Below are 22,815 nucleotides of genomic sequence, written 5' to 3' on the forward strand. Positions count from 1 at the left end.
GGACCAGGAGGAGTCCCCATGAAGCCGTACTGCACGATCGTGTTGATGGCGCTCCTCGTCGGGTGTGGTACGGCCTCTCGGGTCGTGCGCCTGGACACGGGCCAGGCCGCCCCCCTCGTCTTCACCCCGCGCGCTGGCACCGAGCCAGTGGGGTTGAACGACAACGAATTCGAGGAGGCCGTAGCGAAGCTTGCCCGAAACACGCGGCCCTCCACTCGGCCCCAGGAAGCCGCTCGGCGGCTGTTCGAGATGGATGCGCGGAGCGGTTCGTACACGTACGAGATACCTGGCCGCCGTATCACGCCGCTCGATTCGAGCGAACACCTGAAGGAGGAATCAACGGCGGCGGAAGTGGAGTTGACCCGCGCCTACTTTCGCTGGTGCGAGCGCACCGGCAGGCCCGGAGACTGTCTCCGCCTGCTGACGGAAAGCCATACCGTCTCCGGGGATGGCCGTTTCGCGCTGGCCATGGCCCTCGCCAGGGGGGTCGTGCTGGACGAGATGATGGAGGCGTTCAAGGACATGGCCGATCCCCACGCCATGGTGGCGGCGGTCCTCTGGACCTGGACCACGTACATGGTCCTCATCGCCATTCCCGACGTGACGATCTCCAAGGGCCTCGCCGCGGTGATGACCGCCACGCTCATTTCCTACGTAGGCATCGATACCTTCTGGGGCCTCGTCGTCGGCTTCAAGCGGTTGATGGACGAGGCGGATCGGGCATCCACGTTCACCGAGCTACGCGATGCGGGCGAGCGCTACGGCAGGGTCATGGGGCGCAACGCGGCACGAGCGTTCGCCATGCTGGCGATGGCGGCCATCGGCAACACGGCGCCGGGGCTGGCCGCGACGATGCCGAACCTGCCCGGCTCGAGACAAGCGGCGGTGCAGGCGGAGACGCAGATGGGTATCCGTCTCGCGGCGGTAGGGGACGTGGAGACGGTGGCAGTAAGCGCCGAGACCGTCACCATCGCGCTTGCGCCTGGTGCTGTCGCCGAAACGGCCCAGGCCATGAGCGGCACCGCCGCCAAGGTTCATCCGAACGGATTCAGGGCTTGGGGGTCGTACAGCGGATTCAAGAGGGCCATGGGCTCGGCGGGCCCAGGAAAAGAGTGGCACCACATTGTCGAGCAGACGCCAGGCAACGTGAAGCGATTCGGAGCTCAGGCCGTTCACAACACCGAGAACATCATCCCGTTGGACAAGGGCATCCACACCCGCATCAGCTCGCTCTACTCGTCCATCCGGCGTAGTATCACGGGCTCGGATAGGCTGACCGTGCGGCAGTGGTTGAGCACACAGTCGTACGAGTCCCAACGCGAGTTCGGGCTGCTGGCCATCGAGAACGTAACGAAGAGGTTCTGGTGATGACGCTGGAGGAGCTTGTCGAACAGTTCGCGCAGAACGTGGCCGCGCAGACCGACGCCATCTGGCGGGGAGACGCCAAGACTGGAAACAAGCATGCCAGGAAGTACGGTGCCGCAGTCGATAAACTCCTGACCCACGGCGATTCCGGGCGTGATGCGCTACTCGTGCTGCTCAAACACGAGCGAATGGATGTGCGCGTCATGGCCGCCGCGCATCTGCTCCGCTACAAGACGGCTGAGGCCAAAGCGGTTCTGGAGGAAGCCGCCAAAGGTCAGGGGCTCGTGCCCTTTGAAGCACAGCAGGCACTGAAGCGGTGGGAAGAAGGAACCTGGGCCCTGGACCCAGGGTAGCCACGCCCAGCGACTTTCATGGAGGAGCTTGCTCAACATCCAGGAAGCGGACCACCCAGTCCGCCGCGTCGCGGATGGCCTCGTCCCAGTCCGCGGGCCGCATCATGTGCCCAGACAGAGGAAACTCCCGGTAGCGCAGACGCTCGGGAGCCTGGGCGTACAGGGGCTCCAGCCGCGCGTGGAAGGTCCGCGCCAGGCTGGGATGCACCACCTCGTCCAGACCCGCCGTCTGGCTGAAGAGCGCCACGGGGAAGAAGCGCTCCAGATGGCGGTGAGGGCTCTCGGGCAGCGGAAGCGCCCACTCGGGTGAAGCGATCAGCGGAGCCGCCACACGCAACCGCCGGTCCACCAACAGGGCCCGGTAGCTGATGAACCCGCCCAGGGAGGCACCACTGATGCCCAGCCGCTCCGGGTGGGCCCCGAGCGCCACGAGCGCATCGAGCACCGCGGGCACCTCGTTCGCGGTTGCCTGGACCACCTGGAGGAACTCCTCTTTCACTCGCGGGTTGTCGTGGGTGAAGCGAGCGCCAAAGTCGAGGTAACACCGCTCGCCATGCCCCACCACGTCGATGCCCACCGCGAAGAGTCCCCGGTCCGCGAAGACTCCCAGCTCCCGCTCATTCACTTCCTTGGACCCACCGAGCCCATGGAAGAAGAGTACCGCGCCACGGCGCAGGGCGTCTTCGCGAGAACCCCGGTGGACGGCCAGGGCGGGGGCTCCCGCGAGGGACTTTCTCGAGGATTGGAGGCTCATACCGGCTCCCATCCTGCCCCATGAGAACCCACGAATGCACTGGAGCTGGAGCCATCCAAAAAGCTGATGGCTCATCCCCTCTCCCGTCTGGTTTCCCGAAGGCTTCGGGCGCACCTTGGGAGCATGGACGAGAAACGACACTGGAGCGCCGGGCACGTGCTGGTCCCCCTTGGGGCGGTCGCCAGCCTGCTCCCCTTCGTATCCACCGGTGCCGCCCTGGTGGCGGGCATCGTCGTGGCCCTGCTCGTGGGCAACCCCTACGTGGAATGGACCCGCCGCGCCACGCACACCCTGCTGTCGCTCGCGGTGGTGGGACTCGGCGCCGGAATGGATCTGCGCGTCGTCGCGGCCGTGGGCGCCCACGGTATCCTCTATACGGTGGCGAGCATCGCCGTGTGCCTGCTCCTCGGCACCCTCTTCGCCCGGGCGCTCGGAGTCTCCCGTGAGGCCGGCCTGCTCATCAGCGTGGGCACGGCCATCTGTGGAGGCAGCGCCATCGCAGCGATGGTGCCCGTGCTCCGACCCAGGGAGCACGAGGTCTCCGTCGCCCTGGGCACCGTGTTCCTGCTCAACGCCGTGGCCCTCTTCGTCTTTCCCGCCATCGGGCATGCCGTGGGGCTCGACGCGAGCCGATTCGGACTGTGGAGCGCCCTGGCCATCCACGACACCAGCTCCGTGGTGGGGGCCGCCCTCCAGTACGGCCCCCAGGCGCTGGAGGTGGCCACGACGGTCAAGCTGGCGCGCGCCCTGTGGATCGTCCCACTCACGCTCGCCGTCGGCGCATGGCGGAGCCGTCAGGGTGGGGCAACGAAACCTCGGGGCAAGGCGCGGCGCCCCTGGTTCATCCTCGGCTTCATCGCCATGGCGGCGCTCGTCACCTGGGTGCCAGCCCTGCGACCCGTGGGGAACCTGGTGGCGGGCGCGTCCCGGCAGGCGCTGGTGCTGACGCTCTTCCTCATTGGCGCCAACCTCACCCTCGATGCCGTGCGCTCCGTGGGCATACGGCCGCTCGCGCACGGCCTGGCGCTATGGGTGTGCATGGCGGGCCTGAGCCTGGGCGCCATCGGCTTCCACCTCGTGGAATGAGGCGCGCTCAGGGGTGCAGCAGGGGCGGTGGCGAGGCACGCGCGTGGCGCAGGAAGCGGCCCGCGATGCCCGACGGCACATCCACCGGAAGCACCCACGAGAAGGCACGCTCCACGCGCAGGCCCGGCACGGGAAGCACCCGCAGCCGCCCCTGGGCCAGCTCGCCCTGGATGCTCCATCTCGACAGGAAGCCCACGCCCAGACCCAGCATCACCGCGCCGTGGATGGCCTCGTTGCTGCCGAGTTGCAGGTCCCCCGCCTGAGCCCCGTGACGCACTCCGGCCCGCCGCAGGGCGCGCTCCAGCACGGCCCGCGTTCCCGAGCCCGGCTCGCGCCAGAGCAGGGGCACGGAACGAAGGGCGTCCACCGAGCGCACCCGCAGCAACTCCGCCGGAGCCTGCGCCGAGACGACGGGAACCAGCTCGTCATCGAGGTAGCGCTCCAACCGGATGCGAGCGGCGCGGGCATGCCCTTCCACCAGGCCCAGCGGGGCGCGGCCCTCGCCCACCCAGGCGAGCACCTGCGTGGTGTTGCCCACCTCCACCCGCACCTGCAATCCCCGATGGGAGCGGAGGAAGGAGGCCAGCACCTGGGGCACCACGGAGCTGGCGATCGTCGTGCTCGCCGCCAGCACCAGCTCCCCACCCGTCTCCTCCTCGGCGGAGATGGCGAGTGCCGCCTCGTCCAGCAGTTGGTGGACGCGTTGGGCGTACTCCAGCAGGGCCCGGCCCGCGTCGTTGAGGCGCACGCCCCGAGCGGTGCGTACCAGCAGGGGCCGGCCGCACTCGTGCTCGAGCTGGCGCACCTGCGCGGAGACGGCGGGCTGCGACAGGTGCAGCAGCCGCGAGGCCGCCGACACCTGCCCCGTGGTGGCGACCACGCGGAAGACTTCGAGACGGCGCGGATCAAGTCGTGTGGACAGGGAGAGCCCTCCTCAGTCCAACACCTTTACCGCCTTCACCATCGTCTCGCCTATCTCCTGGGGCAGGAGGATTTTGAAGCCCAGCTTGTTGCAGACGTGCTGCATCGCCCCGTTGCCCGCGAGGATGTCCGCGACGATCCGCTTCAGGCCCCAGTCCCGGCCCACCCTCACCAGCCGGCTCAGCAGCTCCGTGCCCAGGCCCTGCCGCTGCACCGCGTCGCTGATGAGCATCGCGAACTCGGCATCCTCCGTGCCCGGCAGCTTCGTCAGACGGCCCACCGCGAGAATCTCTCCCCGGCTCGCGCCGTCCACCCGCTCCACCACCAGCGCCATCTCACGCCCGTAGTCGTTGAAGCAGATGCGCGCCAGCCGCTCGTGTGCCACGCGCTGGTCCAGCTTCATCATCCCCGCGTACCGCAGGAACACCGTCTGCTCCGTCAGCGACTTGTGGAACTCCACCATCCTCGGCTCGTCCTCGGGACGGATGGGCCGGATGATCACCGTCTCCCCCCCCTTCATCCTCCAGCGCTCCACGTACTTCGTCGGGTACGGGAGGATGGCCAGCCGCGGCAGTTGCTCCTCCGTCACCTCCGGGCCGTGCAGCACCACGCGAGCGTCCAGCGCCACCAGCCCCTCCGCGGACGCCAGCAGGGGGTTGATGTCCATCTCCTTGATGAAGCGCTGCTCCACCACCATCTGGCTGAAGCGCACCAGCAGCTTCTCCAGGGCGCCCAGGTCCACCGGCTTGCGCCCGCGCACCCCGCGCAGCGCCTCGTGGATGCGCGTCTGCTCCATCATCCGCCGCGCCAGCGTCGTGTTCAGCGGCGGCAGCCCCAGCGCCCTGTCCTTGAACACCTCCACCAGCGTGCCACCCGCGCCGAACAGCAACACCGGCCCGAACTGCGCGTCCAGGCCGCTGCCCACGATGAGCTCGTAGCCGTCCAGCCTCACCATGGGCTGCACCGTCACCCCGTCGAACGCATCCGCCAGGCCCAGCTCCTCCAGCTTCTTCCGGATGCCCTCGAAGGCCTCGCGGACCTTCGCCTCCGTCTCCAGGTTCAGCCGAACTCCGCCCACGTCCGACTTGTGGGTGATGCGGCGGGAGTGCAGCTTCAGCACCACGGGGTAGCCCAGCGACTCCGCCTCGCGCACCGCCTCGCCCACGGTGCTCGCCAGCCGCGTCTCCACCGTCGGAATCCCATACGCCGCCAGCAGCTTCTTGGACTCCAGCTCCGTGAGCACCAGACGGCCCGCCGTGCGCGCCTCGCGGATGAGCGTCTCGGCCTCCTCGCGCCGCTCCGGCTCCTCCGTCAGCACCGGCGTCTCGTACAGGCCCGCCAGGTTGTAGCTGTAGCGCCACATGTAATTGAAGATGCGCGCCGCCGTGTCCGGATAGCCGAACGTGGGAATCCCCACGTCGTTGAGGATGCGCTCGCCCGCCGCCACCTCCGAGCCGCCCATCCAACTGGCGAGCACCGGCTTGCCCATCTTCACGTAGGGTTTCAGCCGATCCGCCGTCTGCGTGGGCTCGGTTGCGTCCTGCGGCGTGAGGATGACGAGCAGGCCATCGCTGCTCTTGTCCGCGCCGGCCACCTCCATCGCCTTCGCGTAACGCTCCGGGTCCGCGTCTCCGAGGATGTCCACCGGGTTGCCGTGGCTCCACTCGGAAGGCAGGAAGGCATTGAGCTCCGACATCGTCTTGTCCGACAGCTTCGCCAGCTCTCCGCCGCCCGTCACCAGCGCGTCCGTGGCCAGCACGCCCGGGCTGCCCGCGTTGGTGAGGATGGTGAGCCGCCGGCCGTCGGGACGCGGCTGCTTGGCGAGCACCTCGGCCATGTAGAAGAGGTCCGCGATGGAGTCCACGCGCAGCACGCCCGTGCGCCGGAAGGCCGCGCTCAGCACCTCGTCGCTGCCCGTCAGCGTGCCCGTGTGCGAGGCCGCCGCCGCCGCCGCCTGCGCCGTCCGTCCCGCCTTGATGACGATGATGGGCTTGTGCAGCGCCACCTCGCGCGCCGCCGACAGGAAGGCCCGCGCGTCACCGATGGACTCCATGTAGAGGAGGATGCTGCGCGTGCGCGGGTCGTCTCCCAGGTAGTCGATGAGGTCGCCCCACCCCACGTTCAACATCGAGCCCAGGGACACGCAGGCGCTGAAGCCCACCGATTCGCGCTTGCTCCAGTCGAGGATGGCCGTGAGCAGCGCGCCGCTCTGGCTGATGAAGGCCACGTTGCCCGAGCGCGCCATGCCCCCCGCGAAGGTGGCGTTGAGCCCCGTGGTCGGCCGCATCACGCCCAGACAGTTGGGACCGATGATGCGGATGCCCGCCTGCCGGGCGATCTGAAGCACCTCCTGCTCCAGCTTCACGCCCTCGGGGCCCACCTCCTTGAAACCCGCGGAGACGATGATGGCTCCCCGGACGCCCGCCTCCGCGCACTCGCGCATCACGCCGGGCACCGAGGCCGCGGGCGTCACGATGACGGCCAGGTCCACCGGCTCGGGCAGCTCCTTCAGTGACGGCCAGGAGCGGATGCCCAGCACGTTGGGCCGTTTGGGATTGATGGGATAGACGGTGCCCCCGAAGGGGTTGCTGATGAGGTTCCAGAGGATGGTGCGCCCCACGCTCCCCTGCCGCTCGCTCGCGCCCACCACCGCCACGCTGCGCGGAGAGAAGATGGCGTCGAGCGGATGACGGCCTCGCTGGTGCAGCAGGTCGTACGAAGGATCATTGGGCGGCGCACGGGTCGGCTGGGCCATGGGCCCGTTTCTGGTCCCGGCGCCCGTCCTGAATCAACCAATAACTGGATGACACTCACGCGGTGCGTTGCCTGGGCGGCAGTGGGCGCGAGCTCGCGGAGCCTCATGGCGGAAAGTCAGATAGACCGGGAGAATTGATTGCTCAAACAGGGCAGCTCATTTTCGCGGAAAGCAATCGGCTGCTCGTGAGTCGCGCGGGGAACCTCCGTACGCCGCGGTGAGGCGGCGGCGCGAGAACTTCGGCTTCTCGAGCTCCTCTTGATGTAACTGGCACAGTTACGTATTGGGCGGGTGTCGACTGAAGTGGCCCGAGCCCCCAGCGTCCCGGTAGGCTCGCCCGGCCATGGCTCGCCGCAAACAGGTCGTCGATGAGACCACCGCTCGCGTCCGGAATCTGATCGCCCTCGATGCCGCCAACATCATGCGGCGGCTGGAGGCGCGCCGGAGCGAGATGTTCGTCCTCTTCTCCCGCCTGCGCAGCCGCGAGCCCATGCTCAGCACCCTCTCCACCCGCTACGCATCGGCCACCTTCCACGACCTGATGCACCTGCCCGTGCGCGAGCAGTCCGTGGTGGACCACTTCTACGAGTGTCTGGACGCGCTCCGCTGGTACTTCACCTACACCGAGGACATGCCCAGCACCGCGCAGCAGACCTTCAACACCCTGCACCGGCGGCTGGAGGAGGCCCACCGCAAGCTGGTGGCCACGCTGGGACCTCCCGCCTCCCCCGATGGCGTCACCGTGGTGGAGGGCGAGGTGTTGCGCCGGGAGGACAAGGCCCTCACGTGAGGCGGGGCCTCACGGAGAGCAGCAACTGATACCGGCCCCCGGCTCCGAGCAGGTACCGCTCCAGGTGGAGCCCCGAGGGCGTGAAGCCAAAGTGGTCCAGGAAGCGGAAGACGCGATGGGCCGCCTTGTCATCGTCCGCCGTGCACTCCAGGGAGGCGAAGAGGGTGGGCGGCACCTCCTGGACGCGCACCTGGGCCGGGAGGCTCCGCTTGCGTCCCACCTCGATGCGAAACCCGACCTCGCCCACCAGGGTGGATGCCTCCACGTCGAGCGTTCGCACGTATCCGCCGCTCGCGATGGGAACGCCGAGCTTCTCGAGTTGGCGCCTGCGCTCGGAGATGGCCCGGAGGAAGGGCTGCGGACGGACCGGCGCGGTGGCGGGGAACCAGAGCAGCTGCGACGGCTTCTCCCAGCGGTGGAGGTGGATGGACGGGCCCTCGGGATGGAGGCCCTGGAGGTACTGTTCCGCGAGCTGCACGGTCAGCAGGCGCGCGCGAGCCTCGTCCCTCCACCGGGCCAGCAGGGCGGCGCGTTCCTCCAGGCCCAGGCCCAGGAAGTGGCGGATGTCCGCCAGCCGGACGTCCGCCTGCCGCAGGCTGTGGATGAGCTGCGCATCCCCCACCTGCCGCGGGGAGTAGACGCGGTAGCCATTCTCCAGGCGCCGGGCTGGCACGAGCAGCCCCTTGCGCTCGTAGAATCGGAGGGCACTGGGCGAGAGGCCGGTGCGCTCGGCGAAGCGGGCGATGGTCAGCATGCCGCCATTCAATCGCAGCCGGAGGCCGGAGGTGGAGCGACGATTCGGCTTGAGGTTGAACCAGGTTCAACCCTTAGGGTGTCGTTGGTCGGGATCGCGGGAGCATCCACGAAGGGAGCGTCATGGAAGTCCGGGAAATGTCGCGCGGGGACATCAAGCTGGTGGGTATCAAGGTCGTGGGCCGTAGGCAGGAGCTGAGTCACCGGGCGCCGATGGCCTGGCTGGAGCTGACGCGGAAGTTGGAGGCCATCCGTCACAAGGTCGATCCGGGGCTGTTCTACGGCGTCACCCCCGAGTCGGACCACCTCAACGACGGGCAGGGCGGCGTCTACTCCTACTGGGTGGCCACGGAGGTGTCCGCCTTCGAGGAGGTTCCGGAGGGAATGACCACCCTGTCCATACCCGCCCAGCGCTACGCGGTCGCCACGTGCAAGGGTGGCCCGGAACAGATTGAACCGGCGTACATCGGCCTCGCCCGGTGGGTGGCGGCGGCGGGCCGTCAGGCGCGAGCGGACGCCTATGGGTTCGAGTTGTATGACGCGCGCCGGCAGCGCCCGACGCCTCCGTACGAGACCTTCGACTACGACATCTACAAGCCGCTCTCTTGACCCTCACCCCGACCCTCTCCCAGAGGGAGAGGGAGCGAGCGAGCGGGCGACAGGTTGCTACGTGGGGGTCCTTCGCGGCCGGTTCCTGTCTCGCTTGGAACCTTTCGTCTAGAGTTCCCGGCCGCATGCTCGAAGCTTCTCGTGGCCGATGGTGGGCGGTCCTCCTGCTCGTTCCGTTCCTCCTCGGTGCGCTCGCGTGGGCGCTCTGGAATCCCAAGCCGCAACCCCAGGCGTCCCGGCACTCCCGTGCGCCTCGTGGCCCCCGGCCCGCGCAACCCGGAAAGCCCCTCCGGCTCGCCCAGGCCACCCCGCCCGCGCAGCCCGCTCCGGAGCCCGCCGCTCCGGAGCCCGCCGCCGCGCCCTCCGTCAGACGCTCGCTGCCCGTGCCCTCTCCCCGCGCCATCAAGCTGTACCTGCTCGGGAAGAAGCTCGGCATCCAGGAGCCCCTTCTGGAGGATCCCTGCGTCGCCCCTTCTGGCGCCTCCTGCTCGCGCACCGCGCTCTCCCCCTTCTTCGAGTCCCTCGACGCCCTCTCCACCGGCAAGGCCACCTCGCCCGCCGTCATCGCCGCGTTCGGCAACTCGTTGATCGCCGGGGATCGCATCGTCGACATCATCCGCGAGGAGCTCGGTGCCACCTTCGGTGACGCGGGCCGTGGCGTGCTCCTGGTGGACCGCCTCGCCCCGTACGGGCCCCGCGACCGCGTCGGCTTCTCGCGCGGCGGCTGGGAGGCGCGCACCCTGGGCGAGATGACGCTCGCCGAGCTGCCCTTTGGCGTCAGCGGCATCTACCACCGGGCCACCGCCGCGAAGGCCAGCAGCCGCTTCACCCTGGCGGGCGAGCCCCGCGGCACCCTGTGGTGGCTCGACGTGCCCCGCGCCGGCCCGCTATCCGTCCACGCCGATGGCAAGGAGCTCGCCCGCGCCGAGCCCGTGGGCAGTGGTCAGGCCCAGACGCTCACCTTCGACATCCCCGAGGGCGCTCGCACCCTGGACGTGGTCGCCGAGGGCCGTGGCGCCGTGGTGCTCGGCGTGGTGCTGCAGCACCAGCGTCCCGGCATCGTGCTCGACACCCTGGGAGTCCCCTCCGCCGACGCCAACCTCTTCCTGCGCGCCCGCGAGGACATCTTCCGCGCCCAGCTCGCCGAGCGCTCGCCCCGCCTGCTCCTGTTCATCCTCGGCGGCAACGAGGCCAAGCGGCTCGAGTGGGGCCGCTCCAAGCTCGACGAGGTCGAGGAAGGCCTGCGCTCCTTCGTACGCCGCTCGCGCGCCGCCGCTCCCGACAGCGCCTGCCTCGTGGTGGGACCCATCGACGCGGTCCGCGGGGGCAAGGGCTCCCAGCGGCTCACCCAGCGGCCCTACCTCGACGAGGTCATCTCCATCGAGCGGCAGATCGCCCTCACCGAGGGCTGCGCCTTCTTCGACATCTTCGCGGCCATGGGAGGCTCGGGCTCGCTCGCCCGCTTCGCCCAGGCCGGGCTCGTCCATGACGACCTCGTCCACCCGCGTGGCCAGGGGCTCGACATGCTCGGCCAGCTCATCACCGACGCGCTGCTGCGCACCTGGGTGGCGGGTGGAGATCCCCTCCGGCAGGCCGCCATCGCGCCGCGCCTCCATGCCTCGGAGAAGGCACGGTGAGAGCGTTCCTCTTCGCGCTCCTCCTCCTCCCGGGTGTCACCGCGCCAGCCGCCCCCCGCCGCCCGGCCCAGGCGCGCGCGGCCGCCGCCACTCCCGCCGCGCCCCGACAGAAGGACGCGCCCTTTCCCCCCGAGGTGCGGCGCGCGCTGGAGTCGCTCGTACGCGCCGAGCTCGCCAAGGGACCCCATGCGGGGCTCTCGGTGGGCGTGCTCCACGGCGGCATGCGCTGGGTCGCGGGGTATGGGTACAGGGACCTCGCCCACAAGCTGCCCGCCACGCCCCGGACGACGTACCGGATGGCGTCCATCACCAAGTCCTTCACCGCCGTGGCCGTGCTCCAGCTCGTCCAGGAGGGGAAGCTGGACCTCGACGCGGACATCCGCACCCTGGTCCCCACGTACCCCGAGAAGCCCTGGCCCATCACCGTGCGCCAGTTGCTGGGACACCTCGGCGGCGTGCCCCACTACGACGGCCCCGAGTCCGCGGAGAACACGCGCCACGTGAACACCGCGGGCGCCCTCGCCCTCTTCGCCGACAAGGAGCTGGCCGCCGAGCCCGGCACGAAGTTCGTCTACACCACCTGGGGCTACAACCTGCTCGGCGCCGCCGTGGAGAAGGCCTCGGGCCAGGGCTATGGCGCCTACTTGAAGACCCACGTCTTCGGCCCCGCCGGCATGCGCCACGCGGCGCTGGATGACTACCGCACGCGCGACAAGCAGCACGCCCTCGGCTATCGCCAGTCCAAGGGGCAGCTCGTCCCCTCGCACTACCTCGACGTCTCCAGCCGCTTCGCCGGAGGAGGCACACGCGCCTCGGTGGAGGATCTGCTCGCCTTCGGCCAGGCCATGCTCCAGCACCGGCTCGTCCCGGCCGGGACCGCGCGGATGATGCAGGCCTCGATGAGCACCCGCGAGGGCCAGCTCACCGACTACGGCATGGGCTTCGCCACCTACCCGCTGCGGGGCCACTACACGGTGGCCCACGCCGGAGGCCAACCGGAGACGACGTCGCTGCTCGTGATGCTGCCCGCCGAGGACGTCGTCATCGCGCTCGCCACCAACCTGGAGGGCGACGCGAAGCGGCTGCGGCGCGTGTCCACGCGCATCATCGAGACGCTGCTGGAGGACGGGCGCGTGCGCCGCGACGCGCACCTGGCGGACCCGGTGGATGCGGTGGTGCACGAGGGCCTCGCGCGCCTCTTCACCTACGGGCTCTCGTACCACCTGTGGGCCACCCGGGGGCCCGGCGCGCTCCCCGAACCGGGAGACCTGGACGAGGCATTCACGCAGGTGTCCGCATTGCTCGACCGGGCCACCGTCGCGCAGGACCCGCAGGTGGCGCTCGGGAAGGTGCGTGCGGCGCATCAACCCCGCGAAGGCTCGCTCCTCATCCGCGTGGGGGCGCAGATGGCGCGGACGTTGGAGACGGCAAAGGGCCCCGAGAAGCTCCGCGAGTACCCCGCGCGAGGCCCGCTCGCCTTCTTCACGGACTACCTCGCCGCCTGCGAGCAGGTGACCTGCCCCGCCCCAAGGCGCTTCAGCGAGTCGCTCCAGAACGACGCGCGGCACTTCGACGAGGTGTGGCAGCAGGCGCAGGTCTCCGAGTTGTCACGCCTCCGGCTGGACGAGGTGCGCGACCCCGAGGCGCTGTGGCCCGCGCTGGAGGCGGGCACCACCGGCAGGGCGCTGCACCCGGACTACGTGGAGGAGATGCTCCGCGTCGCCGCGCGCTACAGACGACAGGGCAAGCATGAGGAGCAGTTGCTCTGGCTGGAGCGCGCCGTGGACCTCCACCCCCAGTCGGCCCAAGCGCGCGAGGCGCTCGCCAAGGCGCAGGGCATCGTGACGCAGGCGCCGGAGGTTCCCGCCGCCACCGCGCCCCGCCGAGCCACCGATGGAAGCAGCCCCGTGCCCGACGATGCCGGCCTGACACCCACGTCCCGTCCGACGCTGCAGCGCCCACAGGAGCGCGCCGCGGATCAAGGGGGCTGAGGAGGCGGCTTCGATTCCCGCCGCTTCCACTAGAAGTTACCCGCCGCTCTGAGCCGCGCCCCCCTCCTAGCAGGGGAGCGTGGCTTGCTTTTGGGGACCAAATCGGGGCACCTGGGGTCCAAATTCGGACCAAAACGGAGCCCGCGACGTGGGAAACAACAGAGAGTGGACAGGGAAGTGGAAGGGGGGGCGGACCTTCAACGGCAAGGACGGCCGCCCGGTGTTCGTGCTGCGCAAGATGGTTGAGGGACGGGCCTACACCATCCACCTCGACGCCAGCAGCGAGACGGAAGCCGAGGCCGAGCTTGCGCTTTTCATGCGGGACCCCGAGGGCTACAGCACCAAGCGGGAAGCGCGGCAGCAACAGCAGGAGTCCGCCGTTTACGTCAACGCTGAGACCGTGGGCCGCTTCCTCGACTCCATGAGGCGCGCGGGCACTACTGCGCGCTACGTTGGGAATGTCGGCTTCTACTTGGCGACGTGGGCCGAAGCTCTCGCGGGCCGGGACCTGCGCACCGTCACCCTCCAAGAGCTTCTGCGGGAGTTGGCCCGGCACAAGGCAGGCAGGAAGAACCGCATCACGGCGATCAAGTCTTTTGCATCGTGGCTGCGGGAGCAGGGCACGCTCGCCCTGGCCGAAGATCCAACCGTCTCCCTCAAGGTGCCCGCTACCCGCCCCGAGAAGGCAGTGCGGGAGAAGGGTTACAGCATCGAGACCACCGAGCGGCTTTATCGGGCGATCAGCGGGTGGGAGTTTACGAACTTCCAGCAGGAGGCAACGCGGCGCACGACGGACGTTCAGTGTGTGCGCGACGTGCTGTGCATTCACGCGAAAACCGGGATGCACGGCACCGAGATCGAGCGGCTAGCCAAGGGAGAGGGCAAGGTTGCCGTCTTCGAGGACCAAGGCGAGATCGCCGCTACGGTGACGTTCATTCACAAGAGCGGGAACGTTCACCGTCAGAGCATCGACCGTCAGACGTTGGCGGCTGTGCGGCGGCTACAGGCGCGCGGTGCGGCGCCGGTTGATAGCCATATCCGCCGGGTTGTGGCTCGCGCCTGTGAATCCCTCGGGATCGAGCCGGTGAATTTCGGGGAGTACCGGCACAGCTTCGTTACCTGGGCTTCGGAGTGCGGGCAGGAGGTACGGCCCAAGGCGGGAGGGCTGCCGCTGTCTGCGATTGCCGCTGTTGTCGGCCACCACTCGGCAAACACAACCAAGCGTTTTTATGACAACGTGAAGGTGCCCCCGATGATCAAGATTCCGATCAAGCTGGAGCATCCCGAGGATCCGGCAGACCTGCCGGTCAGGCTTGCCGAATCAGCTTGAGGATCGCGTCCTTCTCAGCCCGCCCGGTGTTCTGCTGGGCGGGTTGCCGCTTGCGCTTGGGGGCGGGCTCGCGGCTGAAACACTCCTGAACCGCTTCGATACTGTCCAAGGTGATCATGGCGACCTTGCCCACCTTGGGAGCACGGCGCAGCGCCCCCGAGCGCAACAGCTCGAAAATCCGGGAGCGCCCGCAGCCGAGAAGGGCCTGCGCGGCGTCAATCGAGATGGCACGGGCGGCTTGAACAGGGGCCGCGTTGGCGATCCGGTTCTGCATGTCTCCGACCATCGCGCGCAGCTTGCACAACTCCGCGTAAATCTCCCGCAGCAGGTGGGGCTCGGCTCCGCTGTCCGGTGCAGGGTTTGGGGTTGGCTGGCTTTCGTCCTGAATGGCCGCCGAATCAGACGGCGACGTGATGCCTTGCGACTTCATGCCCCATATTTTCCCGCGTCATCACAAGCACGGTCAAAGCGTTTCGGGCGTGCAGTCCAGTTAGGGCTAGTTAGTGCCAGTTGAGGCCAGTTGCGGATAGGTGCGGGCAGGTTGACCATGGTTGGGCACCGTTGGTCATGGTTTGGTGCGGCCCGAGCTTCGGCTGCCATACCCTAGAACCCCCCACCGCGCCCGAGGCTCGGCTGCTGCCCTGGCGGCGCCCTGCTTGTTATCGCACCCGGGCTTCGGCTGCCGGAGCGCTGGCGCCCGCCACCGGCCCGAGCTTCGGCTGCCGCGCTGCTGGTGCGCTCCACCGCGCCCTGGCGTGCTCCACCAGCCTAAGGCTCGGCTGCTGCCCTGGTGGGCTCCACCGGCGCAAGGCTCGCGCCTTGGTGCCTTCCAATGCGCCTTAGGTGCCGCTCCCGCTGCGCTGGCGGCTCAACCGCGCCGAGCTTCGGCTGCTGCCCTGATGGGCTACTAATTAATTCCATGCAGGATTGGATCGGGAGACGAGGAGACAGCGCTAGAGCGGCCACAAACCGGCGCCTCGCTCTAGCTGACAGATGATCCGCATCATGGACTTGTCGCCCCGCCTGTAGCTGGTGCGGGGCGCTTCGGATGTTTCGTCGAGAAGCTGAAGTCCGCGTGTCTCGTCGAGGCGCAACAGTTTCCAGCCTGAGTTCTCGCCGCTGGCGCTCCCTCCTCGTACTTGCCAGACGCGCATCACAGCGTGCCCCTCGCTAGTGTAGCCGCAGGCGTGAACCTCAACGACCCGAGAGAAGCCGTCATACCGGATCTCTAAGCGGCGCTTGGTGCGTAGCGCCTCACATGCCGTCTGGATGTTCATAGCTCGATCCTTCCTCTCGTGAAGTGGGGCACCCCATGCTGCTTCTCCAAGATGGGCCCTTGTGAAAGGGAATTCATATAGGGTCACTACCCTTGTTTGGTTGCTAAGTGCCTGAGGGGGCAGAGATGGGGTCAGGCGATTCGTAGGGCATAACCGGCCCGAGGCTCGGCTGCTGCCCTGGTAACCATCTACCGCGCCGCTGACGCGCTCCACGGGCCCGGGGCTCGGCTGCCGTGCCCTGATGCCGCTCGCGCCCCTGGTCCGGCGCCCGAGCTTCGGCTGCCGCGCTGCTGATGCCCTCCCCGGGCCCGAGGTTGGCGCCGTGTCTGCTTTCGCGCCCTTGTGGGCTCCCCTGATCCGAGCTTCGCGCCCTGGTGCCGCTGCCTGTCTGCCACCGCGCCCAAGGATCGCGCCGCGCCGCGCCGCTAATGCGTTCCACCGGCCCGAGGCTCGGCTGCCCTGGTGCCGCCACCGCGCCCGAGCTTCGCGCCGCTGGTGGCCGCCACCGCGCCCGAGCTTCGGCTGCCGTGCCCTGGTGGCCTCCACCCCGCCCTGGTGGCCTCCACGGGCCCGAGGCTCGGCTGCCTGTCCTGGTGGTCTCCACCGCGCCCTGGTGCGCTCCACCGCGCTATGGTGCGCTCCACCGCGCTATGGTGCGCTCCACGGGCCCGAGCTACGGCCGCCGCGCCGAGGTGCCACTGCCGCCGCTGGTGGCGTTCCCGCCGCGCCCGAGCTTCGGCTGCTGTGCTGCCCTGGCGTGGTCCACCGCGCCGCTGATGCGCTCCACCGGCCCGAGGTTCGCGCCGTGTCTGGCGCTCTACTGGCGCGGGAATGGCGCCGCGTCCTGGCGCTGTCCCCGAGGTTTGGTCGGCGTACCTGGTGCCCTCCACCCGCGCCCGAGGTTCGCGCCCTGGTGCCGCTGCCTGTCTGCCACCGCGCCCGAGGTTCACGCCACGCTGCGCCGCTGATGCGTTCCACCGGCCTGAGGTTCGCTCCCTGGTGGCCTCCACGGGCCCGAGCTTCGCCTGTTGCCCTGGTCGCACCCTCCACGGCGCCCGAGCTTCGGCTGCCGCGCCGCTGGTGGCCTCCACCGGCCCAAGGTTCGCGCCGCGCCCTGTCCGCCGCGTCCGCGCTTCAGCCGCCGGTGCTCTGGCACCATCCATGGGCTCCAGGTTCGCGCCGCGCCTTGGTGGCTCTACCGCGCCCGAGGTTCGCGCCGTGGCTACTGCTGTGCCCGAGGTTTGCGCCGCGTTGTGGAGCCTCCGCTACGCCTGAGCTGGAGCCATCCCGGGGCGCAATCCACGGGCCCTAAGAATCGGCCGCGGTGCCCTCTGGCGCCATCCACTGGCCCGAGGTTCGCGCTGTGCCCGAGCTTGGGCTGCCGTGCTCTGGCGTCCTGAGTCCATCCACGAGCCCGAGCTTCGGCTGCCGCGCCCTAGTGGCCAGCGCCGCGCCCTGGCGCCCAACACCGCGCCGCTGATGCCCACCGTTGGCCCGAGGCCCGTCTGCCGCGCTGCTTGCGCCTTCCACGGGTCCGAGGCTCGCGCCGGGCTTGCCGCTGCGCTTGCCGCCTCCCGGGTGGCTTCCATCACGTCCGAAGTTCGCGCCGTGTCTGTTGCCGCGCCCGAGCTTCGGCTGCCGCGCTGCTGGCGCCCTCCACCGTGCCCGAGCTACGGCTGCTGGTGCGCTGGTGGGCTCCACCGGCCCGAGGCTCGGCTGCTGCCCTGGTGCCGCTGCCGCGCCGCTGGCGCCCCCTCCACCGCGCACCGCGCCTAAGCTTCGGCTGCCGTGCCCTGGTGGCCTCCACTGCGCCCGAGGTTCGGCTGCCGCGTCGCTGGTGGAACGCCGCGCCCTGGTGCGCTCCACCGGCCCGAGGTTCGGCTGCCGCGCCCTGGTGGCCTCCACCGCGCCCGAGGTTCGCGCCCTTGCAGCCCTGGTGCCGCTGCCGCGCTCTGGTGCGCTCCACCAGCCCGAGCGCCGCGCCCTGGCTGCCGCTGCGCCGTGATGCCCGCCGCTGGCCCGAGGCCCGGCTGCCGCGCCGCTGGCGTCTTCCACCGTGCCCGAGGTTCGCGCCGCGCCCCGGTGGGCAGCACCGCGCCCGAGGTTCGCGCCGTGTCTGCTGCCGCGCCGCTGGCGCTCTCCATGGGCCCGAGGTTCGGCTGCCGCCGCTGCGGGTGGATCTACCGCGCCTGAGGATCGCGCCGTGCCCTGGCGCCCTGGTTCCCTCCACTGACCCGAGCTTCGGCTGCCGTTACGCTGGTACCCTCCACCCACGGCGCCCGAGGATCGCGCCGCGCCCTGGTGCCGCTGCCGCGCCGCTGGCGCTTTCCACGAGCCCGAGGTTCGCGCCGCGCCTCGGTGGCCTCCATCGCGACCGAAGCGCGCCGCGCCCTGGTGGCTGGTTCCCACGGCGCCCGAGCTTCGGCTGCCGGTGTGCTGGCGCCCTCCACCGCGCCCGAGCTTAGGCTGCCGCGCCGCTGCCGCGCCCTGGCGTTGCTCCATCGGCCCGAGCTTCGGCGGTCCCCTGGTTGCCTCCACCGCGCCCGAGGTTCGCGCCGCTGGCGCCCTCCACCGCCCGAGCGCCGCGCCCTGGCTGCCGCTGCGCCGTGATGCCCACCGTTGGCCCGAGGCGCGGCTGCCGCTGCGCTGGTGCGCTCCACCGGCCGAGGATCGCGCCGTGTCGGCTGCCGCGCCCGAGCTTCGCGCCGCCCCCGGTGCCCTCGCCGCGTCGCTGGCGCCCTTCGCCGTGCCCGAGCGCGCCGCGTCTGCCGCTGCGCCGCTGCCGCGCTCCACCGGCCCGAGGTTCGGCTGCCGCGCTGCTGGCGCTCCACCGCGCCCGAGATTTGCGCCGCTGGCGCCCTTCGCCGCGCCCGAGCTTCGGCTGCCGCGCTGTGGCGCCGCTGCCGCGCCCTGGTTGCGTCCACCGCGCCCGAGGTTCGCGCCGCACCCTGGTGCCACTGTCGCGCCTTGGTGGCGTCCACCGGCCCGAACTCCGGCTGCCGCGTCCGTCGCGCCCCTGGTGCGCTCCACCGGCCCGAGGCTTGCGCCGCGTACTGGCCCGAGGTTCGCGCCGCGTACTGGTGCGCACCATCGGCCCGAGTGCCGCGCCCTGGCGCCTTCCACCGCGCCGCTGATGCCCGCCGCTGGCCCGAGGCTCGGCTGCCGCGCTGCTGGCGCCCTCCACCGGTCCCGAGGTTCGCGCCGCGCCCCGGTGCCGCCGCCCTGGTGGCCCCCTCCACTGCGCCCGAGCTTCGGCTGCCGCGCCCTGGTTAGGGCTTTCACCGGCCCGAGGCTCGGCTGCCGCGCCCTGGTGGCCTCCACCGCGCCCGAGTCTCGGCTGCTGCCCTGGTGGGTTCCGCCGCGCCCGAGCTTCGGCTGCCGCGCCGCTGGTGCGCTCCACCGGGCCCTGGTGTCGGCCACCGGGCCTGAGCTTCGGCTGCCGCGCCGCTTGCGCCCTCCGCTGCGCCCAAGGCTCGCGCCGCGCCCGGCTGCCGTTGCGCTGCGCTGGGGGCGCTGCTGGCGTCCCACCACGCCCGAGGTGCGCGCCGCGCCGTGTCTGCCGCGCCGCTGGGGCGCTGCTTCGCCTGGGGTCGCGCCGCGCCCGAGGTTCGCGCCGTGTCCGCTGCTGCGCCGCTGGTGCCCGCCACCGCGCCCGAGCTTCGGCTGCCGCGCTGCTGGTGCCCGCCACCGCGCCCGAGCTTCGGCTGCCGCGCTGCTGGTGCCCGCCACCGCGCCCGAGGTTCGCGCCGCGCTGTGTCTGCCGCTGCGCCGAGGTTCGCGCCGCGCTGTATCTGCCGCTGCGCGTGGCCACCGTCGCGCCCTGGCGCCGTACTCGAGCACTCAGGAGCCGCGCCGAATAGCGGCACACTCCAGAGGCCCGGATTGCCGCGCAACCGGGGCGCCAGGTCTGCGCCCCTGCCCCCAGGGCGCAGCGTCGGACGGAGCGGCCCCGGGCTATCGGCAGCCGAACCTCGGGCGCGGTGGAGGCACCGGGGCGCGGCAAGCTGAGCCTCGGGCGCGTGGAGCCCACCAGCGGCGCGGCAGCGCCACCAGGGCAGGCAGCCGAGCCTTGGGCACGGTGGAGGGCACCAGAAGCACGGCGGACCCCTCTGGGGGCAGGGGGCCAGAGGGCGGCAGCCGAGGCTGGGGCGCGGCGGAGGGCTCCAGCGTGGGCGCACCTCGCCCCTCCCGCTCAAGTCGGGTTGCCGTGCTAACCCCCGCAGTCGGGTGGGGCTTCCCCTCCACTGGCCCCGCATGTTACCTGGGGTTCATCCGTCCTGGTAAACAGAAGGTTTAGACGCTCTCCCGCTGTCCTCACCCCAAGGTGTCCATGCCGAACGCCCCACATGCGTGCCGGATAGGGGCTCGTGTTGCCCGCGCCCGGCCCCATCCGCTCCTGTCCGCCTTGCTGGCCGTGCTGCTGCTGTGTCCCGTCGCGTGCGCCAGTGGCCAACGCCCCGAGGTGTTCCGCGCCATGCGGGACGCGCTCGCGGAGTTGGACGACTTCGGCGCGCTGCTGCTGGAGGCCGGACTCCCGGCGGACACGCTTCCCACCGGCCCGGAGTTGACGCCCGAGGAGGCCACCCGGCTGCGGGTCTCCTTCGGCCTGTACCCGTCCACCTCCCGCACCTCCGGCCCGAGGCTCGTTGCGGATGTGCTGCTGCGGGAAGTCATCGCGGGCGGCGCTCCCGTCATGCGCTCCGCCCTGGACGCTCGCCTGCTGCGCTACCAACACCTGCGGGTCATGGGCCCTGATGGTTTCCTCTCCGCCGCCCTCACCGGCACCCCCGCGCAGTGCGTGGGCCCGGTGGAGGTGAGAAACGGCGTCCTGCGCGCGGGCGAATTCGAGGTGGGGGGCTTCTACTCGCCCGATGGAAACGGCGGCTGGGTACACGTCGTCTTTCGTCCCGCTGGCGAGCGCAGCCCGTAGTCCGCACCCGCAGACTTTCCAAAGACAGGAGTTTCCCATGCCCTCAACACCAAGAGAAACGCCCCGGCGCGACAGTCCCCGCCGCTACGCCGTCAAATCGGAAGACTACCGTTTCACCTTCGAGGCGGGCGAATACCGTTACGAGGTGACGGAGCCGCTTGTACTCCATCCCTACTATGACTCGCTTTTCATCGCATGGCGTCGGCTCCTCTCGGGCGGGCCGCGTCACATGGTCGAACTCAAGAAGGTGAACATGGTTCCCGGGCGCGACGCACGCGCCAGCGCACGGGAAGAGGTTCGCCTTGCGTCGCTGCTGCGTCACCCCAAGATTGCCCGCGTCCATGACTTCATCGTCAACAAGGGGATTCCCTATGTCGTCATGGAGCACATGAAGGGCTGTTTCCTTCTCACCGTCACACATGCGGCGGCGCTCGTGGAGAAGAGGCTTTCCCCTGCCTTCGCCGTCTACGTTGCCGCCGAGGTGGCGGACGCGCTCGAATACGCGCACAACGCCGAGAATGAAACCGGGGCGCCGCTCCGGCTCGTACACCGGGCCGTGGGGCCCCTGCGCATCCGGCTTGGGGCGGATGGCCGCGTCAAGCTGTGCAACCTCGGAGCGGCTTATTCCGAGCTGGCCGGACGCATGGTCACCCCGCGCGATCTGCTGAGAGGAGATCCGGCCTACATCGCCCCGGAACTGCTGCGCTCCATGTGGGCAGCCCTCGAAAGCAAGACGGACCCACTCACCCCGAGGGAGCTTGACGGCAGGGCGGACATTTTCTCCCTCGGGTTGGTACTGCTGGAGATGCTGACGGCGAAATATCCGCTTGACCCGCTCGGACTGGTGCCGAGCCGTCCGGCGACGCGCTTTCCCCAGGGCCTGCGCGCCGAGCGGCCGACATGGGTGGAGCTTGAGGTTTTGTTTAATCGCGTCCTCAGCTTCGGGCCCGAGGAGATAGAGCGCGAAGCGGATTTGGTCCCCGAGCCTTTGCGGAAAATCTTGGGCAAGGCACTACAGCCCAACCCGGAGAACCGCTACAGCACTGCCGCCGAGATGCGCGATGACTTGCGTTTCTATCTTCGCGCGTCCGGGGCCTCCAGCTTCGGACGGCCCGAAGTGGCGGCGGAGCGGAAAGCGATTTTAAACGAGGCGGCCGAGCGCAAGCTGCTGGCGGCGCAGACAGTCGAAAGAGGCGTGCTCCCCAACCCGGAAGAGTTCCTGGACAATGGGTAGACATACCAAGCCCCCCGCCGCTGTCGCAGACACTCGACAGCCGACCGAAGGCCCCAAAGCTCCGCCAAGGCTTGCGAAGCACATGGGAGAAGTCGCGCGGAATGCCCGCAAGCAGGCAAGGCTGACGCAGGCGGACGTGGCCGAGCGGGTTGGGCTTGCTACGGAGGTTTATGGCCGCCTGGAGCGCGGCGGAATGCTTCCGAGCGTGCCCACCCTGCTAAAGCTGTGCTTTGTCCTCCGGGCGGACGCCAACGCGCTGCTAGGGATTGGCTCCGGCTCGCTGCCGGTACTGGTGGACGAGCCGAAGCAGGAGAAAGAGGAAGAGGCCCCCCGGGTTCGGCAAGTGCTCCGCCACTTGCGGCGGCTGACGCCTACCCAGCTCAATGCCATTGGACACGTTGCTAGCACCTTCGCCAAGTCAAACGCGGCCCCGCCAGACGCAAGGGACGAATGCCTACAGGAACAGAGCACATGACCCCCGAGGAGTTGATGACCACCATCGGACCACTCGCCCGAGAGGCCCGAGAACGGCTGAAGATGAATCAAGCCGAGGTTGCGCGTGCGGCTGGGATTTCGTCTGTCGTCTATGGAAAGATTGAACGCGGGTTGATGTTGCCCGCCGTCCCCACACTGCGAAAGATAACCCTGGCGCTCGGCATTTCGTCGGACGTGCTGCTGGGCATCAGTCCGAAAGAAGTAGCGCGGACGATGAATGAGCCCGCGCCCGAGGTGCCACTGAGCCCCGAGCTTCGCAAGCTGACGCGCATCCTGCGGGCATGGCCTGACGAAAAGGTCCGCTTCCTGGCCCGTATGGCGAAGCTGCTGGACTCGCCTTCCGTGCGGGTGGAGTTCTTGAAGGACTCCGAGAAGGAGTCCGAGCCCGAGGACTAGGCGCCGCTTTAGCGATGGGGTTGGAGCGTGGGTAGGGGGCGACCGTGCCCTGCGTGGCCGCATTCGGGAAGGGGGTGCCCACCGCCCCGGCTCCAGCTTCCAACCGGGCGGGCATCCGCGCGACTGCACCAACCACACC

17 protein-coding genes are annotated in these 22,815 nt (G+C 69.9%); 12 read left to right on the forward strand and 5 right to left on the reverse strand.

Annotated features, from left to right (window positions below; all coding sequences use genetic code 11):
• Positions 1–18: 18 nt before the first annotated feature.
• Entirely contained in the window at positions 19–1,368 is a 1,350-nt protein-coding gene (gene sitA5 / locus JQX13_RS10900) for a SitA5 family polymorphic toxin (RefSeq protein ID WP_203408967.1), read from the forward strand.
• Positions 1,368–1,718 (forward strand): DUF2019 domain-containing protein, encoded by a 351-nt coding sequence (locus tag JQX13_RS10905; RefSeq protein WP_203411975.1) that lies wholly within the window; start codon positions 1,368–1,370, stop codon positions 1,716–1,718. The genes sitA5 and JQX13_RS10905 overlap by 1 nt, the downstream gene beginning before the upstream one ends.
• A 16-nt stretch (positions 1,719–1,734) precedes the next feature.
• Here the strand turns inward: JQX13_RS10905 and JQX13_RS10910 are convergent, their stop codons facing one another.
• On the reverse strand, positions 1,735–2,472 hold the full coding sequence (locus tag JQX13_RS10910) for an alpha/beta hydrolase family protein (protein ID WP_203408968.1): 738 nt from the start codon (positions 2,470–2,472) through the stop codon (positions 1,735–1,737).
• 156 nt (positions 2,473–2,628) lie between these two features.
• On the opposite strand from JQX13_RS10910, the gene JQX13_RS10915 reads away from it, so the two are divergent.
• The gene (locus JQX13_RS10915) at positions 2,629–3,558 is read left to right on the forward strand and encodes a YeiH family protein (RefSeq protein ID WP_239014678.1); all 930 of its coding nucleotides are present in this window, start codon (positions 2,629–2,631) and stop codon (positions 3,556–3,558) included.
• Positions 3,559–3,565: 7 nt separating this feature from the next.
• Here JQX13_RS10915 and JQX13_RS10920 read toward each other — a convergent pair whose 3' ends face one another.
• Both JQX13_RS10920 and JQX13_RS10925 read right to left on the reverse strand, forming a co-directional pair.
• Entirely contained in the window at positions 3,566–4,438 is an 873-nt protein-coding gene (locus JQX13_RS10920; RefSeq protein ID WP_239014679.1) for a LysR family transcriptional regulator, read from the reverse strand.
• 54 nt (positions 4,439–4,492) lie between these two features.
• Entirely contained in the window at positions 4,493–7,234 is a 2,742-nt protein-coding gene (locus JQX13_RS10925) for a bifunctional acetate--CoA ligase family protein/GNAT family N-acetyltransferase (RefSeq protein ID WP_203408970.1), read from the reverse strand.
• A gap of 343 nt (positions 7,235–7,577) precedes the next feature.
• Between JQX13_RS10925 and JQX13_RS10930 the strand changes: the two genes are divergently transcribed.
• Positions 7,578–8,024, forward strand: a complete 447-nt coding sequence (locus JQX13_RS10930; protein WP_203408971.1) for a hypothetical protein — start codon at positions 7,578–7,580, stop codon at positions 8,022–8,024.
• On the opposite strand, the gene JQX13_RS10935 is transcribed toward JQX13_RS10930, so the two are convergent.
• Positions 8,017–8,778: a MerR family transcriptional regulator gene (locus tag JQX13_RS10935; protein WP_203408972.1), complete on the reverse strand. Its 762-nt coding sequence runs from the start codon at positions 8,776–8,778 to the stop codon at positions 8,017–8,019. The two genes, JQX13_RS10930 and JQX13_RS10935, sit on opposite strands and share 8 nt — an antisense overlap.
• Before the next feature lie 122 nt (positions 8,779–8,900).
• On the opposite strand from JQX13_RS10935, the gene JQX13_RS10940 reads away from it, so the two are divergent.
• The 4 genes from JQX13_RS10940 (at position 8,901) to JQX13_RS10955 (ending at position 14,344) form a co-directional block, all read left to right on the forward strand.
• Complete coding sequence (locus JQX13_RS10940) at positions 8,901–9,386, forward strand: GyrI-like domain-containing protein (protein WP_203408973.1); 486 nt, start codon at positions 8,901–8,903, stop codon at positions 9,384–9,386.
• A gap of 125 nt (positions 9,387–9,511) precedes the next feature.
• On the forward strand, positions 9,512–11,023 hold the full coding sequence (locus JQX13_RS10945) for a GDSL-type esterase/lipase family protein (RefSeq protein ID WP_203408974.1): 1,512 nt from the start codon (positions 9,512–9,514) through the stop codon (positions 11,021–11,023).
• Positions 11,020–13,014, forward strand: a complete 1,995-nt coding sequence (locus tag JQX13_RS10950; protein ID WP_203408975.1) for a serine hydrolase domain-containing protein — start codon at positions 11,020–11,022, stop codon at positions 13,012–13,014. The genes JQX13_RS10945 and JQX13_RS10950 overlap by 4 nt, the downstream gene beginning before the upstream one ends.
• Positions 13,015–13,162: 148 nt before the next feature.
• A complete protein-coding gene (locus tag JQX13_RS10955) occupies positions 13,163–14,344 on the forward strand; it encodes a site-specific integrase (protein WP_203408976.1) in 1,182 nt (393 codons plus the stop codon).
• Here JQX13_RS10955 and JQX13_RS10960 read toward each other — a convergent pair.
• Positions 14,322–14,774, reverse strand: a complete 453-nt coding sequence (locus tag JQX13_RS10960; RefSeq protein ID WP_203408977.1) for a hypothetical protein — start codon at positions 14,772–14,774, stop codon at positions 14,322–14,324. The two genes, JQX13_RS10955 and JQX13_RS10960, sit on opposite strands and share 23 nt — an antisense overlap.
• Before the next feature lie 5,177 nt (positions 14,775–19,951).
• Between JQX13_RS10960 and JQX13_RS10965 the strand changes: the two genes are divergently transcribed.
• The 4 genes from JQX13_RS10965 to JQX13_RS10980 all read left to right on the forward strand — a co-directional run bounded on the left by JQX13_RS10965 (position 19,952) and on the right by JQX13_RS10980 (position 22,676).
• Complete coding sequence (locus JQX13_RS10965; RefSeq protein ID WP_203408978.1) at positions 19,952–20,551, forward strand: hypothetical protein; 600 nt, start codon at positions 19,952–19,954, stop codon at positions 20,549–20,551.
• A 37-nt stretch (positions 20,552–20,588) separates the two neighbouring features.
• Positions 20,589–21,785, forward strand: coding sequence for a serine/threonine protein kinase (locus JQX13_RS10970; protein WP_203408979.1), 1,197 nt, complete (start codon positions 20,589–20,591; stop codon positions 21,783–21,785).
• 82 nt (positions 21,786–21,867) lie between these two features.
• Positions 21,868–22,260 (forward strand): helix-turn-helix transcriptional regulator, encoded by a 393-nt coding sequence (locus JQX13_RS10975; protein WP_239014680.1) that lies wholly within the window; start codon positions 21,868–21,870, stop codon positions 22,258–22,260.
• A complete protein-coding gene (locus JQX13_RS10980; RefSeq protein WP_203408981.1) occupies positions 22,257–22,676 on the forward strand; it encodes a helix-turn-helix domain-containing protein in 420 nt (139 codons plus the stop codon). Before JQX13_RS10975 ends, JQX13_RS10980 begins: the two co-directional genes overlap by 4 nt.
• The last annotated feature ends 139 nt before the right edge of the window (positions 22,677–22,815 follow it).

This window comes from Archangium violaceum (genome assembly GCF_016859125.1).
GTDB lineage: Bacteria > Myxococcota > Myxococcia > Myxococcales > Myxococcaceae > Archangium > Archangium violaceum_A.